This window comes from Spongiactinospora rosea, assembly GCF_003315795.1.
GTDB lineage: Bacteria > Actinomycetota > Actinomycetes > Streptosporangiales > Streptosporangiaceae > Spongiactinospora > Spongiactinospora rosea.
Genome location: NZ_QMEY01000028.1, coordinates 95,196 through 111,104, shown reverse-complemented (window position 1 = coordinate 111,104; position 15,909 = coordinate 95,196). Strand labels below are relative to the sequence as shown.

General features: G+C 72.1%; 16 protein-coding genes, 1 tRNA gene and 2 riboswitches. Of the genes, 12 read left to right on the top strand and 5 right to left on the bottom strand.

Annotated features, from left to right (window positions below; translation table 11 throughout):
• Positions 1-248: 248 nt before the first annotated feature.
• From DP939_RS38735 to DP939_RS38725, 3 genes are all read right to left on the bottom strand, one after another.
• Entirely contained in the window at positions 249-1,538 is a 1,290-nt protein-coding gene (locus DP939_RS38735; RefSeq protein ID WP_113985816.1) for an ArsB/NhaD family transporter, read from the bottom strand.
• A 164-nt stretch (positions 1,539-1,702) separates the two neighbouring features.
• Positions 1,703-2,158, bottom strand: a complete 456-nt coding sequence (locus tag DP939_RS38730) for a CBS domain-containing protein (RefSeq protein ID WP_113985815.1) — start codon at positions 2,156-2,158, stop codon at positions 1,703-1,705.
• Between the two features lie 44 nt (positions 2,159-2,202).
• The gene (locus DP939_RS38725) at positions 2,203-2,475 is read right to left on the bottom strand and encodes a hypothetical protein (RefSeq protein ID WP_113985814.1); all 273 of its coding nucleotides are present in this window, start codon (positions 2,473-2,475) and stop codon (positions 2,203-2,205) included.
• A gap of 717 nt (positions 2,476-3,192) precedes the next feature.
• Between DP939_RS38725 and DP939_RS38720 the strand changes: the two genes are divergently transcribed.
• From DP939_RS38720 to DP939_RS46510, 10 genes are all read left to right on the top strand, one after another.
• Positions 3,193-4,188, top strand: a complete 996-nt coding sequence (locus DP939_RS38720) for a HAMP domain-containing sensor histidine kinase (protein ID WP_199565692.1) — start codon at positions 3,193-3,195, stop codon at positions 4,186-4,188.
• Between the two features lie 4 nt (positions 4,189-4,192).
• Positions 4,193-4,852, top strand: a complete 660-nt coding sequence (locus DP939_RS38715) for a response regulator (RefSeq protein WP_113985813.1) — start codon at positions 4,193-4,195, stop codon at positions 4,850-4,852.
• Between the two features lie 52 nt (positions 4,853-4,904).
• Positions 4,905-5,297, top strand: a complete 393-nt coding sequence (paaI, locus tag DP939_RS38710) for a hydroxyphenylacetyl-CoA thioesterase PaaI (protein WP_113985812.1) — start codon at positions 4,905-4,907, stop codon at positions 5,295-5,297.
• Between the two features lie 58 nt (positions 5,298-5,355).
• Positions 5,356-5,772, top strand: coding sequence for a YybH family protein (locus DP939_RS38705; RefSeq protein ID WP_113985811.1), 417 nt, complete (start codon positions 5,356-5,358; stop codon positions 5,770-5,772).
• Between the two features lie 134 nt (positions 5,773-5,906).
• Positions 5,907-7,724: an endonuclease/exonuclease/phosphatase family protein gene (locus DP939_RS38700; RefSeq protein WP_147268306.1), complete on the top strand. Its 1,818-nt coding sequence runs from the start codon at positions 5,907-5,909 to the stop codon at positions 7,722-7,724.
• A 37-nt stretch (positions 7,725-7,761) separates the two neighbouring features.
• Positions 7,762-7,859, top strand: a riboswitch (glycine riboswitch).
• A 1-nt stretch (position 7,860) separates the two neighbouring features.
• Positions 7,861-7,963, top strand: a riboswitch (glycine riboswitch).
• 34 nt (positions 7,964-7,997) lie between these two features.
• Entirely contained in the window at positions 7,998-9,089 is a 1,092-nt protein-coding gene (gene gcvT, locus DP939_RS38695) for a glycine cleavage system aminomethyltransferase GcvT (RefSeq protein ID WP_113985809.1), read from the top strand.
• Complete coding sequence (gcvH, locus tag DP939_RS38690) at positions 9,086-9,475, top strand: glycine cleavage system protein GcvH (protein ID WP_113985808.1); 390 nt, start codon at positions 9,086-9,088, stop codon at positions 9,473-9,475. The genes gcvT and gcvH overlap by 4 nt, the downstream gene beginning before the upstream one ends.
• A 33-nt stretch (positions 9,476-9,508) precedes the next feature.
• Positions 9,509-10,885: an L-serine ammonia-lyase gene (locus DP939_RS38685; protein ID WP_113985807.1), complete on the top strand. Its 1,377-nt coding sequence runs from the start codon at positions 9,509-9,511 to the stop codon at positions 10,883-10,885.
• 274 nt (positions 10,886-11,159) lie between these two features.
• Positions 11,160-12,998 carry a hypothetical protein gene (locus DP939_RS38680; RefSeq protein ID WP_113985806.1) on the top strand — a complete coding sequence of 613 codons (1,839 nt, stop codon included), beginning with the start codon at positions 11,160-11,162 and terminating at the stop codon, positions 12,996-12,998.
• Between the two features lie 28 nt (positions 12,999-13,026).
• The gene (locus tag DP939_RS46510; protein ID WP_158578934.1) at positions 13,027-13,227 is read left to right on the top strand and encodes a hypothetical protein; all 201 of its coding nucleotides are present in this window, start codon (positions 13,027-13,029) and stop codon (positions 13,225-13,227) included.
• Between the two features lie 12 nt (positions 13,228-13,239).
• On the opposite strand, the gene DP939_RS46505 is transcribed toward DP939_RS46510, so the two are convergent.
• Together DP939_RS46505 and DP939_RS38670 are read right to left on the bottom strand one after the other, a co-directional pair.
• A complete protein-coding gene (locus DP939_RS46505) occupies positions 13,240-13,857 on the bottom strand; it encodes a DUF6286 domain-containing protein (RefSeq protein ID WP_158578933.1) in 618 nt (205 codons plus the stop codon).
• A gap of 610 nt (positions 13,858-14,467) precedes the next feature.
• The gene (locus DP939_RS38670) at positions 14,468-14,827 is read right to left on the bottom strand and encodes a DUF3618 domain-containing protein (RefSeq protein WP_113985805.1); all 360 of its coding nucleotides are present in this window, start codon (positions 14,825-14,827) and stop codon (positions 14,468-14,470) included.
• Positions 14,828-14,978: 151 nt separating this feature from the next.
• On the opposite strand from DP939_RS38670, the gene bcp reads away from it, so the two are divergent.
• Together bcp and DP939_RS38660 are read left to right on the top strand one after the other, a co-directional pair.
• Positions 14,979-15,455, top strand: a complete 477-nt coding sequence (gene bcp / locus DP939_RS38665; protein ID WP_113985804.1) for a thioredoxin-dependent thiol peroxidase — start codon at positions 14,979-14,981, stop codon at positions 15,453-15,455.
• 233 nt (positions 15,456-15,688) lie between these two features.
• Positions 15,689-15,762, top strand: a tRNA-Leu gene (locus tag DP939_RS38660).
• The last annotated feature ends 147 nt before the right edge of the window (positions 15,763-15,909 follow it).

The following is a 15,909-nucleotide window of genomic DNA, read 5'->3' as shown; positions in this document are numbered from 1 at the left end:
ACAACGCATCAGCCAGCTCGAACAACGCATCGGCCCGCCTGGTCAGGCAGGCGTAGACATCATTCCGGAACCGGGACAACACCCTGGAGGACTCGACACCGGCGGCATCGTTCAGCAGACTCACCCTCACGGCCTTGTAGTGATCAGTAGCGACTCGACACCGCACATGATCACTCAAGGCCGTCTTGCTGTCCGCGAAACGATCAACTCACCGCTCAGCACAACAATCCCGAGGATAAAGAGCAAGCTCAGAGAACGAAGTAGCGCAGCCAGATGTAGACCCAGGCCAGGACCGCGCTGAGCGCGGTGACGACGATGCCGTACCGGGTGAACTCCCAGAAGCTGATCCGGTGCCCGGTGCGGGCGGCGATGCCGATCGCGACGACGTTCGCGCTGGCGGCCACCGCGGTGCCGTTGCCGCCGAAGTCCGCGCCGAACGCGAAGGCCCACCACAGCGCCTGCCCGACGCCCGCGTCCGGGACCTGCGCGACCAGGTCCTCCACGATCGGGGTCATCGTGGCGACGTAGGGGATGTTGTCGAAGAACGCCCCCAGCACGGTCGAGCCGAACAGCAGCGCGGTCGCCGCGAGCAGGTGGTCGCCGCCGATCGTCTGGATGACCCAGGTCCCGATGGTCTCGATCACCCCGGTGTGGACGAGCCCGGCCACCATCACGAACAGGCCCATGAAGAACACCAGCGTGGGCCACTCGACCTCGCGCAGCACGTCGGAGACCTCGGTGCGGGCGACGAGGATCATGATCCCCGCGCCCACCAGGGCGACGATCGACGGCTCGACGTGGAACACCGAGTGCAGCCCGAAGCCGACGATCACCCCGCCGAGCACCACCAGGCAGCGGACCAGCAGCCGCGGGTCGGTGATCGCCCGCCGTTCCTGCAGGGCCATCACGGCGGCCACGCGCTCGGGGTTGTACTGGAAGGACTTGCCGAACAGGAACCGGCTGAACAGCACGAACACCGCGAAGATGATCACCACGGCGGGGGCCATGTGGACCAGGAAGTCGTTGAAGGTGAGCCCGGCCCGGCTGCCGATGATGATGTTGGGCGGGTCGCCGATGAGCGTCGCCGCGCCGCCGATGTTGGAGGCCAGCACCTCGGCGATCAGGTACGGCCGCGCCGAGATGCGCAGCCGGTCGCAGACCATCACGGTGACCGGCGCGACCAGCATGATCGTGGTCACGTTGTCCAGGAACGGCGAGGCCACCGCGGTGATGGCCATCAGCATCACCATCAGCCGGTACGGCCTGCCCTTGGAGCGCTTGGCCGCCCAGATGGCGAGATAGTCGAAGAGCCCGGTCTGCTTGATCACCCCGACGATGACCATCATGCCGAACAGCAGGAAGATGACGTTCCAGTCGATGCCCTCGTGCTCGGAGAAGAACACCTTGGCGCCGGGGATGAGCCCGAGTACGGCCATCGCCCCGGCCGCGATGAGCACGACCTTGACCTTGTCGGCCTTCTCTGTGGCGATGTAGAAGAAGGCGACCAGGAAGATTCCGAGGGAGGCGATCGCGCTCAACGGCCCGGCCCTGGCGGTCCGCTGCGGCCGGCTCCTGCCCGGACGATGGCGGATGATGACGTTCGCGGTGAGATGCGATGCATGTGGGACCTCCGGATCGTGCGCACGCGGAAACGACACGGGCCCGTCGGCGGACCCGTGGAAAGGTCAGGGGGTGCGGCGGGTCAGCCGCTGCCGCTGATGGCCAGGCAGGTGAGCAGCCGCTCCAGGGTGATGGCCCCGATGAGCAGGCCCGCCGCGTCCACCACGGCGACGAGCGGGCTGTGCTGCCTGGCCATCAGCGCGGCCACTTCGAGGAGGGTGGCGTGCTGTGGGATCGTCACCGGCTTGGGCCGCTGCCTGGGCAGGCAGTCGCCCACGGTGCGGTCGCCGAGTTCCTGCCAGAACAGGTCCGCGTGCGCCTCGTCGATCGCCCGGCACAGCGCCGGGTCCTCCTGGTAGGGCGACGGGATCGCGAGCCTGAGCACCTGCGTGCCGGGCAGGACCGTCGAGGGCCGCCCGGCCGTGTCGACGACGATGAGCCCGGGGAGGCGGCCCACCGCCATCACGCGCACGGCGTCGGCGACCGGGTCGCGGGTGGTCACCGTCGGGAGGGTCACGGCGATGTCGCGCGCTTGCATTGCACCATCCGGTCGGGAGCGGGAGTGGGAAGTCCGCGGTACGGTCACGGCGCCTCCCCGGTCATCTCGGCGAACCGGCGTTCGAGCCGGGCCAGGCGATCGGCGATCGGCCGTGAGTGCAGGACCTCGGCGACCTGATCGGCCTCGTCACGTTCCATGACGATGGTCTGCGCGGGCGCGTCGGGGTCGGCGGCCGCGTAGACGAGGAGGTGGCGGCGTCCGGCTCCGTCCACGAGCACGGCGAGCCGCTGGCCGCCGCGCGTGCCGAACTGGTGGATCAGGCCGGTTCCCGGCACGGTCGTGCGGGTCACGTCCATGTCGCGCTCGCCTCCGTTCCGATCGGGGAGCCGGCCGCGACCGCCGCGCCCTCACGGGCGCCGTGGCCGCCCGCGACCGTGATCTCGTACCGGGGTCCGGCGCCTGCCCACGGTACGGCGGGCGGCGGGCCACGGCCCGGCGTTGATCACGGCCATCACGCCTCCCAACTGCGTAAAGTGTCCGTGACGCCAGTCTGGCGGCGTTGGGGGGCGACCGCCATTGGGGCCGACACCCATACCGGGGTGGGTGAAATATGTAGATATAGACGTATTGATGGGGGGCGGCCCGGATGGACAACCGTACGCCGCGGCGATGAGGCTGAGGGAATGAGCGACCACGCGAGCCCCGGCCGCCGCGACGGCGTCCGGCCGCCACCCCGAGGGGGTGCCACCGACGTGCGCGACGACGACCACCGCCCGGACCCCGCGTGGCGCGAGCCCGGCCCCACCCCCCAGGACGACCCCGGCCACCGGCCCGGAGACCGGCCTGGTGCCGATGCCGGGGAGCGGGCCGACGGGAGTGCCCGCGGGCGAACCGGCGCGGATCCCGGCGACCGGCCCGGGGATCGAACCGATGCGGACGCCGGCCACCGAACCGAAGATCGGCCCAGCGCGGATACCGAACGTCGGGCCGGGAATCGGACCGGCGCCGATGCCGGGGATCCCGGCGACCGGCCCGGCCACCGAACTGGGGATCGGGCAGGGGATCGGGCAGGGGTGGGGGCGCGGGAGGTGCGGCCGGCGCGGGCGTTGTTCCGGCGGGTGTTCGTGATCAACGGGTTGGTGTTCGCGGCCGGGACGCTCGTGCTCGCCGTCTCGCCCGCCACCGTGTCCTCGCCGGTGCTGCTGACCGAGGTACCGGTGCTGATCGTCGGCCTGGCGCTGATCCTCGGCGCGAACGCGCTGCTGCTGCGCCGCAGCCTCGCGCCGCTCGACACGCTCACCACCCTGATGGAACGCGTCGATCCACTCCGCGTCGGCGACCGGCTCACCGACAGCGGCAACGGCGACCTCACCCACCTGATCGAGACCTTCAACGGGATGCTCGACCGCCTGGAGGCCGAGCGCAGCGCCAGCAGCGCGCACGCCCTGGCCGCCCAGGAGGGCGAACGCCGGCGCATCGCCAGGGAGTTGCACGACGAGATCGGCCAGAGCCTCACCGTGGTGCTGCTGAGCCTGAAGCACACCCTGGGCCACGCGCCGGAGGAGTTGCGGCAGGAACTGCTCGCCGTACAGGAGACCGTGCGCGGCAGCCTGGACGAGGTGCGCCAGGTGGCCCGCCGGCTGCGCCCCGGCGTCCTTGAGGATCTGGGCCTGCACAGCGCGCTCAGCGCGCTGGCCGGTGACTTCGCCGAGGCCAGCGGCGTCCAGGTGACCCGCGACATCGATCCGGAACCGCCCGGGATGAGCGGCGAGGTGGAACTCGTCCTCTACCGGATCGCCCAGGAGGGGCTGACCAACGTGGCGCGGCACGCGGACGCCACCCGCGTGTGGCTGTCGCTGCGCTCGGCGCGGGACGGCGGGCTGACCCTCCGGGTCACCGACGACGGCCGGGGCGGCGCGCGACAGGACGGCGCGGGAGTGCGCGGCATGCGCGAACGCGCCCTGCTCATCGGGGCCCGCCTGACCCTCGACTCCCCGCCCGGCGGGGGCACCGACGTGCGTCTGGTGGTGCCCGCGCGGGCCGTCACCGATCCCGCGGAGCGGAGCTGACCTGGTGGACACCTCATCCAAGACGCGCATCCTCCTGGCCGATGACCACGCGCTGGTCCGCCGCGGCCTGCGCCTGATCCTGGACGCCGAACCCGACCTCGCCGTGGTCGCCGAGGCCGCCAACGGCGCCGAGGCCGTGGACGCGGCCACCGGCGGCGACGTGGACCTCGCCATCCTGGACATCGCGATGCCGCGCATGACCGGCATCCAGGCGGCCCGGGAGATCTCCCGGCGGGCCCCGCAGGTGCGCATCCTGATCTTGTCCATGTACGACAACGAGCAGTACTTCTTCGCCTCCCTCAAGGCCGGGGCCTCCGGGTACGTGCTCAAGTCGGTCGCCGACCGCGACCTGCTCGAAGCCTGCCGGGCGGCGATGCGCGGCGAGCCGTTCCTCTACCCGGGGGCGATCACCGCCCTGGTGCGCGACTACCTGCGCAGGGCCAGGCAGGGCGAACGGCTGCCGGAGAGCGTGCTGACCCCGCGCGAGGAGGAGATCGTCAAGCTGATCGCCGAGGGCAACTCGGCCAGGGAGATCGCTGAGACGCTGGTCATCAGCGTCAAGACGGTGGACCGGCACCGGGCCAACATCCTGCAGAAGCTCGGCATGCGCGACCGCCTGGACCTCACCCGCTACGCCATCCGGGCGGGCTTGATCGAACCCTGATGGATACTGGTGGCCTTGACCCGGTAACGACCAGTACGGGAGGCCGTCCGGCATGAACCAGGCGCACGAGATGTTCGCGGCGGACCACGCCTCCAAAGCCCTCGGCATCGAGTTGCGCGGTGCGGCGGACGGGCGCGCGGAGGCCGGGATGCGGGTGACCGCGGCGATGGTCAACGGCCACGGCATCGCGCACGGCGGTTATGTCTTTCTGCTGGCGGACACGGCGTTCGCGCTGGCCTGCAACAGCCACGGGCAGGCCGCGGTGGCGGCGGGCGCGGACATCACGTTCGTCCGCCCGGCCCACGAGGGCGATCTGCTGGTCGCCGTCGCCGAGGAGCGCGTCAGGTACGGCAAGAGCGGCGTCTACGACGTCACGGTCCGCCGCGGTGATGAGATCGTCGCGGAGTTCCGTGGCCGCAGCCGGTTGCTACCCGGCCGCGCGTGACCTCCCCACCGTGATCGAATAGAAGTCAAGCGGCCTTTCGTGTTATGATCATTTTGTCATGAATGCTCATGACACCGAGACCGAGCCCTTCGCGGGTCTCCACGCCCATCTCGCGGCTTATGTGACGGCCTTCAACGCGGGCGACGCCCAGGCCGTCGACCAGGTTTATGAAGAGGCGAGCGTCGTCGTCCCCTCGCCCGGCGTCCCGATGACCGGCCCGGCGCGGGCCGCCGCCACCGCGCATCTGCTGAGCTGGGGCCTGCCCATCGAGGCCGCTCTCCGCCACGTCTACGTCTGCGGCGACATCGCCCTGCTGATCGTGGACTGGGCCATCCGCGGCACCGCCCCCGACGGCACGGCCGTGGACCTGAGCGGCACCTCCACCGACGTGGTCCGCCAGGGCCCCGACGGCCGCTGGTGCTACGTCATCGACAACCCCTTCGGCACCGCCATGCCGGAGTCCGGGGCCGGTTGAGTTGCATCATGTCGGCCAAGGGCATTGCGAGCCGGTAGCCCTTCGGTCACGCTGTGTGGTGACTGAAACGATCGCACGAGCGAAGTGTGGCTGTTTGTCGCCTTTAGTGACCTATGGGGCTTAAGGTGCCGTTTATGCGTATCCGATCCCCGGGGTCATCGGGCCCGGTGATCGCGGTGTTGACCGCGATGCTGCTGGAGTTGCTGCGCGCCCTGGGGCCGCTCGCGGACTCGGCGGCGGCCGGGGCGGGGGTCGTGGCGGCCGTACTGGTCGCCCCCGTGCTGGCCTGGCCGCTCGGCCGGGCGCTCGGCGACTCGGCGGTCATCGTCTCGGTGGCCGGGCTGGTCGCGGCCCGCCTCGGGCTCCAGGCGGTCGAGGCCCCGCCGTACGCGCTCGGGCTGGCCGCGGTCGTCCTCGGGATGATCGCGCTGGTGCTGACCGTCGGCGGGGCCGAGGGCGGGGCCGCCGCCGCGGGCCTGCCCACCGGGATCGCGCTGGACGTTGCGGTGCGCTCGCTGTTCTTCAGCTGGGACGTGATCTGGCAGCCCGGCCCGCTGCCCTGGGTCGTCACCGGCGCGCTGTGCGCGGCGGCGCTCGCGCTCGCCTGGAAGGTCCCGCGCGGCGCGATCCCCGCCGGGCCGCGCGCCTGGGTGGTCGGGCCGTTCCTCGGGCTGGCCACGCTCATGCTGGGCAGCCCGGCCTTCGCCGCCTCCCAGGCGGGGGTGCCGCTGCCCGTCGCGTCCGGCGTGCTGATCATGGGCGCGCTCTTCGCCGTCGTGGTGGCCGGGGAGGCCGGTCACGCGGCGGCGCTGTGGCGGCGCAGGGTCCTCTGGGCCGCCGGGCCCGCGCTGGCCTGCGCGCTCACCGCCGCGCTGCTCGCCACCGGCCCGGTCGTCCTGGCCGCGCTGGCGGCGGCCCAGCTCTGCGCGGCGTTGCTGCTGGCCCGCGCCCTCGCCGGAGACGGACGCGAGGGGGTCGGCCTGGCCGGGCTCGCGGCGGGCCTGGGCTTCGCCGTGGTCGTACTGCCCTACCAGGCCCACCAGGAGACGCCGCTGGGCGTGCCCGGCCTGGTCTGGCCGCTGGCCGGTACGGCGATGCTGGCCCTCGCCGCCCACCTCGGCCGCCCCCGGGCCCAGGGCGCGGTGGCGCACGAGTTCCACCTGGCGGGCGGCTGCGCGGTCGCCCTGCTCGCCCCGGTGATCGCGCTGGTCACCACCCCCGCCCCGGCGGCCAAGACCCCGGCCCGCGCGCAGTTCAAGCTGCTGTCCTGGAACGTCCAGCACGGGGTCACCGGCGTGCCCGCCGTCGATCCCGAGGCCATCGCGAAGCTGATAGAGGAGCGCGACCCCGACGTGGTGATGCTCCAGGGGGTGGCCAGGGGCCTGCCCGCCGCCGCGGGCGTCGATCTCGCCGAGTGGCTGACCAGGCGGCTGCGTCCCGCCTCGCGGGTCTGGGCGCCCGGCGCGGGCAGGCAGTCGGGCAACCTGATCCTCACGCGGGTGCCGCTCACCGGGCGGGGCACGGGTGGCGGCCCGCCGTACGCGACCGGGACGATGACCCTTCCCGGCGACCCCACCAGGCCGCGCCGGGATGGGCGGCCCATCCATCTGATCACCACGCAGTTGCGCCACCCCACGGGCGACGCCCCCGCCCTCCGCCCCCGGATCGGCGCACTGCTCACCGCCTGGAACGACATGCGCCCCGCGGTGGTCGCCGGTGACCTCGGCCGGGCGCTCCCCCGCCGGGCCGAGAACGCGATGTTCGACCGCGCCGGGTTCAGCCCCGCCGCCGAACCGGCCGGGGCGCTCGCCGCCTGGCGCGGCGACCGCGGCCGGAGGGACTGGATCTGGGCCACAAAAGACCTGATATTTCGTGATTTCAGGGTGCTCAACGACGTGACCGTCCTCGGCCCCCCTCCGCTGGAGGCCACCATCGCGCTCGCCGCTCCCTGAACCTCGGCCCATCTTGATAGGCTGGCGCGCGTCGCTGACGATCCCGGCGGGAGAGCGTCCTGGCAGCCGGCCAGGACCCCTGAAGGAGCAAGCCCTCCCCGCGAACCTCTCAAGGCAAAGGACCGCCCGGGGCAGGCGACCTCTGGAAAGCAGGCCGGCGGACCGATGGCCTCGCCGAAGGTGAAAGTCCGGTTAAGAACCGGGCGAAGCTCTCAGGCACCCGTGACAGAGGGGGAGGATGCCCACATCCGACCTGTCTGGGGGTCTGCGTACATGTCCCGACCCACTCCGCTACGCGAAGTCCACGAAAGCCTGGGCGCGACGCTGACCGACTTCGCCGGCTGGCTCATGCCGCTGCGCTACGGCAGCGAGGCCGCCGAGCACAACGCCGTCCGCGGCGCCGCCGGGCTGTTCGACCTGTCGCACATGGGCGAGATCCATGTGACCGGGCCGCAGGCCGCCGACGCGCTCGACCACGCCCTCGTCGGCCACCTCAGCACCCTCGACGCCGGCCGGGCGCGGTACACCATGATCTGCGCGGAGAACGGCGGGGTCCTCGACGACCTGATCGTCTACCGCCTGGCCGCCGAGACCTTCATGGTCGTGGCCAACGCCTCCAACGCCCCCAGGGTCGCCGCGGAGCTGACCGCGCGGGCGCGGCCGTACGACGCGGTGGTCGACGACCGCTCCGACTCCATCGCGCTGATCGCGATCCAGGGGCCGCGCGCCCAGGAGATCCTGGCCTCGCTCACCGACGCCGACCTTCCCGGCCTGAAGTACTACGCGGGGCTGCCGGGCACGGTCGCCGGGTTCGAGGCGCTGATCGCGCGCACCGGCTACACCGGCGAGGACGGCTTCGAGCTGTTCGTGGCGGGCCAGGACGCGACGCCGCTGTGGCACGCGCTGACCAAGGCGGGCGAGCCGTACGCGCTGCGCCCCGCCGGGCTGTCGGCCCGCGACACGCTGCGCCTGGAGGCCGGGATGCCGCTGTACGGCAACGAGCTGTCCGACGCGCTCACGCCCTTCGACGCCGGGCTCGGCCGCGTGGTGAAGTTCGACAAGCCGGGCGACTTCGTCGGCAGGGCCGCGCTGGAGCGCGTCCGCGACACCCCGCCGAGCCGCCGCCTCACCGGCCTGGTCATGGTCGGCCGCCGGGTGCCCAGGCACGGCCACCCCGTGGTGCTGCGCGAGGACGGTACGGTCGTCGGCGAGGTGACCAGCGGCGCGCCCTCGCAGTCGCTGGGCCGGCCGATCGCGATGGCCTACGTCGACACCGGCGCGCAGGGCCCCCTCGCCGTGGACATCCGCGGCTCCCACGAACCCGTCGATGTTGTTGATCTGCCTTTCTACAGGAGGAAGAAGTGAGCGAGATTCCCGAAGAGCTCCAGTACACCAAGGAGCACGAGTGGGTGTCCGGCCTTGACGACGGTGACCTCGCCACCGTGGGCGTGACGGCCTTCGCCGCCCAGCAGCTCGGCGACGTGGTCTACGTGCAGCTGCCCGAGGTCGGGGCCACCGTGACCGAGGGCGAGGCGATCGGCGAGGTGGAGTCCACCAAGTCGGTGAACGACGTCTACAGCCCCGTCGGCGGTGAGATCGTCGCGGTCAACGACGCGGTCTCCGACGACCCCTCGCTGGTCAACAGCGACCCCTACGGCGACGGCTGGCTGTTCCGGGTCCGTGCCGACGGCGCGACCTCCGAACTGCTGACCGCCGCCGAGTACACCGCCCTCACCTCCGGCGACTCCTGAGCAAGGCGGTATCGGTAGACGGAAGGCCCCTCGATGGCGATCAGCGTCTTCGACCTGTTCAAGATCGGTATCGGTCCGTCCAGTTCGCACACGGGCGGGCCGATGGCCGCCGCGCACAAGTTCGCCCGCGGCTTGTACGAGGACGGCCTGCTGGAGCGGGTGGCGAGCGTCCGCGCCATCCTGTACGGCTCGCTCGGCCTGACCGGGAAGGGGCACGGCAGCGACAAGGCCGTCCTGCTCGGCCTGGCCGGTGAGAAGCCCGAGCTGGTCGACGTCGACTCCATCGACGACCGGCTGGCCGCGATGCGCGGCTCGGGCACCGTCCCGCTGTACGGCAAGCGGGAGATCCCCTTCGTCGTCGGCGACCACCTGGTCTTCGAGCGCAAGATCTCCCTCCCGCAGCACCCCAACGGCATGCGGTTCACCGCCTTCGGCGAGGACGGCGAGCCGCTGCGGGAGAAGGTCTACTACTCGGTGGGCGGCGGGTTCGTGGTGGACGAGAACGCCACGGGCGCCGACCGGATCAAGCCCGACGACACCGAGCTGCCCTACCCCTTCTCGACCGGCGCCGAACTGCTCGCGCACTGCACCGAGACCGGCCTGTCGATCTCCGGCCTGATGCTGGAGAACGAGCGGGCCTTCGGCCGCGGCCCGCTGGAGATCCGCGAACGGCTGCTCGACCTCTGGCACGTCATGTCCGCCTGCGTGCGGCGCGGCTGTGCCACCGAGGGCGTGCTGCCCGGCGGGCTGAAGGTCAAGCGGCGCGCGCACCGGCTGCACGTACGGCTGTCGTCGGAGACCGGCGAGAAGGACCCCATGCAGATCATGGACTGGGTGACGCTGTTCGCCCTGGCCGTGAACGAGGAGAACGCCGCGGGCGGGCGCGTGGTCACCGCCCCCACCAACGGCGCGGCCGGGATCATTCCCGCGGTGCTCACCTACTACGACAGGTTCGTGCCGCACGCCGACGACGACGGCGTGGTCCGCTTCCTGCTCACCGCGGGGGCGATCGGCGTGCTGTTCAAGGAGAACGCCTCGATCTCCGGCGCGGAGGTCGGCTGTCAGGGCGAGGTCGGTTCGGCCTGCTCGATGGCCGCCGCCGGGCTGACCGAGGTCCTGGGCGGCACCCCCGAGCAGGTGGAGAACGCGGCCGAGATCGGCATCGAGCACAACCTCGGGCTCACCTGTGACCCGATCGGCGGCCTGGTGCAGATCCCGTGCATCGAGCGCAACGCGGTGGCCTCCATCAAGGCCATCACCGCCGCGCGCATCGCGCTGCGCGGCGACGGCCGGCACTTCGTCCACCTGGACCGGGCGATCAAGACGATGAAGGACACCGGGCGCGACATGCTCGACAAGTACAAGGAGACCAGCCGTGGCGGGCTGGCCGTCAATGTGATCGAGTGCTGAGATTTCCGGCGAGTGCCCATTACGCCGAATGAATCCATCTTCTGCTGGTCTGCGCTGGTCAGAACCGTCGTGGTCGAGTCGGCCGGACATCGGACATGACATCCGGTCACGTCCGATGTCGATGAATCATCGTCCGATCTGACGCGAATCGGCCGGGCGAAATACGTTCATTGTCTAGGATGGTGCGCCTGACCTGACCGGGGCCGGTACGGCCGGCGACCCCGCGCGGGGTCCTTTCCGATCCCGCGCGGCAGACCAGCAGGAGGCGGCTGGAGTGGCGTTTCTCCGCGCCCACTGGGTGTTCCTCCTCGTCCTGCTCGCCGGGACGGGGCTGCGCGCGGTGGCGATGCTCGGGTACCAACCCGCGCTGTGGTTTTGGGCCGACTCTTTCGCGTACCTCAACGCGGCGCTGGACCCACGGCCACTGGAGTCGCGCCCGGCGGGCTACTCGCTGTTCCTGTGGGCGCTCTCGCCGTTCTCCAGCGTGACCCTGGTCACCGCCGTGCAGCATGTGCTCGGCCTGGCCATGGCCGTGTGCGTGTACGCGCTGGTCAGGCGGCGGGCCGGGCTGCCCGGGTGGGCCGGGGCGCTGGTCGCTTCGCCGGTGCTCCTGGACGTCCACCAGGTGCAGCTCGAACACCTGGTCATGGCCGACCTGCTGTTCACCTTCCTGACCCTCGCCGCGGTCACCCTGGTGATGTGGCGGCCACGGCCCCCGCTGTGGATGGCCCTCACCGCCGGGCTGCTGCTGGCCGCGGCCACCGTCACCAGGACGGTCGGGCTCGCGCTGGTCGCGGTCGTGGTGGTGGCCATGCTGCTCACCCGGGCGGGATGGAAGGCGGTGCTGGCCACCGCGCTGACCGCCGCGCTGGGCCTGGGCGGGTACGCCCTGTGGTTCCGCGCCGAACACGGCCAGCTCGCCCTCACCCGAAGCAACGTCTTCCTGTGGGCGCGGGTGATGACGTTCGCCGACTGCGCGAAGGTCCGCCCGCCGCAGCCGGAGGCCGCGCTGTGCCCGCGCGAGCCGCTGGGGCAACGGCTCACGCCGCCGCAGTACATCTGGAGCGGCGACTCCCCCTACAACAGCAAGGCGCTGAACGGGCTGGACCGCAACGCGCTGGCCGCGTCGTTCGCCACCCGGACGATCATGGCTCAGCCGGCCGACTTCCTGCGCACCGGGGCGCTGGACGTGGCGTCGATCTTCGCCTGGGAGCGCCGGGTCTATCCGGTCAAGGGGCCGCAGAGCGCGTACGTCTTCCCGCGTTCGATCCCGCCGTTCGACCCCGGCAAGACCGCCTCGCGGGGCCGGAGCGCGACCGAGATCACCACCGCCTACCAGGGGCGGCCGGGCGACGCGGCGGTGATCGAGCCGTACGCGGGGTGGCTGCGGGCCTACCAGGAGCACGGGTACCTGCGCGGGCCGCTGCTGGGCGCGGTCCTGCTGGCCGGGCTGGCCGGGCTGCTGGTGCGGATCAGGCGGCTGGGCGGGGTGGTGCTGACGCCGTTCGCGGTGGCGGTGACGCTGCTGGCCTTGCCGCCGTTCATCGCGGCCTTCGACCACCGGTACGTGGTGCCCGCGGTGCCGTTCGCGTGCCTGGCGGCCGGGCTGGCCTTCGCCAGGCGCGGCGGACAGGGGCGCGGTGAGCCGGAGGCGCACGAGGAGGCCACGCCGCCGGAGGATGAGATCGAGGAGGTCACGGCCGCGTCCCGGCAGCTCGGCCGGACCCTGCCGACCCGCACCCCGTTGCCGTCGGAGGAGATCACCGCCCCGCTGCCCAAGATCGAGGCGGCGCCCGTGCCGGCACCGCTGCCGAGCCGCCGTCCGGAGGCCAGGCGCGCGGGTACGCCGCTATCGGCGGCGGACATGCAGGCGCACCAGCGCGGGAAGCCCGTCGTCCCGAACCGCCCGCCGCACACGGCGCACCACCCCGCCGTCCAGGGCGGCGACCAGACGGCGGACATCCGTGTCTGGCGCGCAGGCCAGGCCGATTCGCAGCCGCTCGTCTCCGACGACCCTGACCCGGATACGGCGGAGTCCTTCGACTTCTTTAAGCCCCACACCGATCATCGCGACCGCGGACCCGGCCCGTCGTCCCAGCCGCCCACGGCCTAGCGCGCGTACCAGCCAGCGCAGGGTGAGCATGGCCAGGGCCATCAGCGCGAAGGCCAGCAGCCAGCGCAGCCGTCCGTCCGCCGCGACCGTCTCGGCGAAGGGCACGGCGGGCAGCCGGTCGGCGCGCGGGTGGCCGGGCAGCAGGCCGCGTCCGCGCAGGATCGCGTACCCGCCGCAGGCGAGCATGGGCAGGCCGGCCAGCGCCAGGCCGATCCGGTTGCCGAGGTAGGCGCGCATCCGGTCAGCCACCGGTTCCGCGCATCCGTACGACGACCTCGCCCGCGCCGGACGCGCCCAGCGCGGCCAGCCGGTCGCCGACGGCCTCGCCGACCTGCCGCAGCAGCGTCGCGGGCCGCTCCGCGCCGGTGACCACGGCGATCTCGATCCGCCCGCGGCCGACCCGTACCCGCGCCCGGTCCACCCCGGTCACGCCCTCGGCGACGGTCCGCAGGGTGCGGCGCAGCCCGGCGCGGGTGAACCCGACCACGATCAGCGGGTCGCGGGTCTCCGCGGGCACCAGGCGGGTGCGGCCGGGCAGCAGCGCGGCGGCCAGCAGCGCGCCGCCGAGCACGACCATGGCCGCCGATCCGGCCAGCACGTACAGATCAGACCATGTCCGGGCGTTCAGCGCGGCCACGATCCGGTCGAACGGCACGACGCCCGGCGGCGCGCCCAGCACCGCCCCGACCGCCTCGGCGGCGGCGAGCAGCGACACCGCCGCGAGCCCGGCGGCCACGGCGATGCCCGCGGGGGCCCGGGTCGGCCGCAACGCCCGCGCCGCGGCCCGCGCGGCCTCGGGGCGCTCCTGGTCGCCTTCGGGGGGCGCACGGTCGATGATCTGCTCCGGCGAAGTCGTCACGGCGAACACAGCTACACCGCGCCGCCCCTGTCACGGCGGGGACGAACCACCCGCTTGCGCGATCGGGGAACACGACCGGACCAGAATTTACACACGCCCCTCCACCAGCGAGCCGCCCGGCGATCGTGGGCGGCGAAGACCCGGCCCCGGCCACACCCGGCACGGCCCTCGACGGCGGACGGCGAAGCCGCCGCCCGCGCCCAGCGGCGAACGGCAGAGGGCGCGGCGGCGCCGACCACGAGGACCGCGCACGACTCACCCGCCCACTCACGATCGACACACAGAGTCGGCGACGCCAGCGACCACCAGGACCGCGGCCGACTCACTATCGCCCAGAGAGTCACCGGCGGCAGCGGCCACCATGAGGACCGCGCACGACTCACCCGCCCACTCACGATCGACACACAGAGTCGGCGACGGCAGCGACCACCAGGACCGCGGCCGACTCGCTATCGGCCCAGAGGGTCAGCGGTGGCAGCGGCCACCAAGACCACCCCAAACCGATCAGGGCCAGGGCCGGCTCACGCGCCCACTACCATCGCCCCAAGAGTCAGCGGCGATCATGAGACCGTGCGTGGCTCACGCGCCCGCTCACGATCGGCCCGGAGAGTCAGTGGCGGCGGCGGCGCCAGAGCATGATGGCGGCACCGACCACGAGGGCCGCGCCGACGCCGATCAGGACCGGGGCCAGTTCACGTGCCCGCTCGCGATCGACCCACAGGTCGTCCGGTCCCTCGCCCTCGTCGGGGCCCAACGCCGGGCGGGGCGGGCCGGCCAGGCCCACCATGTCGCCGACCGTCGAGCCGACCGTGGAGAGGAGGTGTTCGGCGTTCGCGCGCACCTTGGCCACGCCGCGTTCGGCCACCCGGCGCGGGCTCACCCGGTCGGCGATGGCGTCCACCGTGCGGGCGAGATCGGCGCGCGTGCGCTCGATCGTCCGCTCCAGCTCATCCGGGTCGATGTCCGCCATGGCTCTCCTCTCGTCGCCGTCGACGGCGATCAGTCTTTCAGGTGGCACCCCCACCCGGCACGCTGGGCGTGCCGGTAAGTTGGCCTGGACTTCATTCCATCCAACTTCCCGCGTCCGGCACGTCTGTGACGCGCCCCGCCAAGGAGGACCCGTGGCCGACGACAACCGGCTCGCACCGGGCGACGCCGCACCCGAGTTCACGTTGCCCGCCGCCGACGGCTCCAGTGTGTCCCTCGCGTCCCTGCGCGGAAAAAAGGTGATCCTCTACTTCTACCCCGCCGCGATGACCCCTGGGTGCACGAAGCAGGCATGCGACTTCCGGGACAACCTCGGTTCGCTGGCCGACGCGGGTTACGTGGTGCTCGGCGTCTCCAAGGACAAGCCCGCCAAGCTCACGCAGTTCGCCGAGCGCGACGCGCTGACCTTCCCGCTGCTGTCGGACCCGGAGCTGGCGGTCCACAAAGCCTATGGCGCGTACGGCGAGAAGAAGCTGTACGGCAAGACCATGGTCGGTGTGATCCGGTCCACATTCGTCATCGACGCCGACGGCAAGGTGGCCACCGCCCTCTACAACGTGAAGGCGACGGGACATGTGGCGAGTCTTTCCAAGAAGCTCGGTGTTTCCTGAACCCACCCTATTCGGCGCGTTTTCGTAGCCCCGAATTGGCGGCCCGCCGGCGGCGCTCGTCCGTCGTCGGCCCGGCCGCTCCGCACGGCGCGTCACCGTGGGTATAGGGCAGCCTGACCTGCGTCTATACCCTCTGACTGCGGGCGGTGTGCCACGCGTGGGCGCGGCATGTAAGATCGAGGAGGGATCGCCGGTCAACGACTGGGATTTCCCGGGAAACCACAACTGAGAAAGGGGCCGTAGCCCAACGGCAGGAGGCGGCGATTTTAGGTGTCGTACAGTCCGGGTTCGAATCCCGGCGGCCCCACGACGAAGTGAGAAAACGCGCCTTTCCGGCCCTTCCCGGCGACGTCGGCCGTCCCCGTGACGCCTTTCCGCCACATCCGGCCGGACAGGCTCCAGGTCGCACGCCGAGCGCACTCAGGTAAGCGGTTGACGGGCCGGGCCCGTGGGC

Coding starts and splice junctions, on each gene's coding strand:
- DP939_RS38730 (WP_113985815.1), bottom strand. CDS start 2,158: ATGCAAGCGCGCGACATCGCCGTGACCCTCCCGACGGTGACCACCCGC.
- DP939_RS38725 (WP_113985814.1), bottom strand. CDS start 2,475: ATGGACGTGACCCGCACGACCGTGCCGGGAACCGGCCTGATCCACCAG.
- paaI (WP_113985812.1), top strand. CDS start 4,905: ATGAACCAGGCGCACGAGATGTTCGCGGCGGACCACGCCTCCAAAGCC.
- DP939_RS38705 (WP_113985811.1), top strand. CDS start 5,356: ATGAATGCTCATGACACCGAGACCGAGCCCTTCGCGGGTCTCCACGCC.
- DP939_RS38700 (WP_147268306.1), top strand. CDS start 5,907: ATGCGTATCCGATCCCCGGGGTCATCGGGCCCGGTGATCGCGGTGTTG.
- gcvT (WP_113985809.1), top strand. CDS start 7,998: ATGTCCCGACCCACTCCGCTACGCGAAGTCCACGAAAGCCTGGGCGCG.
- DP939_RS38685 (WP_113985807.1), top strand. CDS start 9,509: ATGGCGATCAGCGTCTTCGACCTGTTCAAGATCGGTATCGGTCCGTCC.
- DP939_RS46510 (WP_158578934.1), top strand. CDS start 13,027: ATGGCCAGGGCCATCAGCGCGAAGGCCAGCAGCCAGCGCAGCCGTCCG.
- DP939_RS38670 (WP_113985805.1), bottom strand. CDS start 14,827: ATGGCGGACATCGACCCGGATGAGCTGGAGCGGACGATCGAGCGCACG.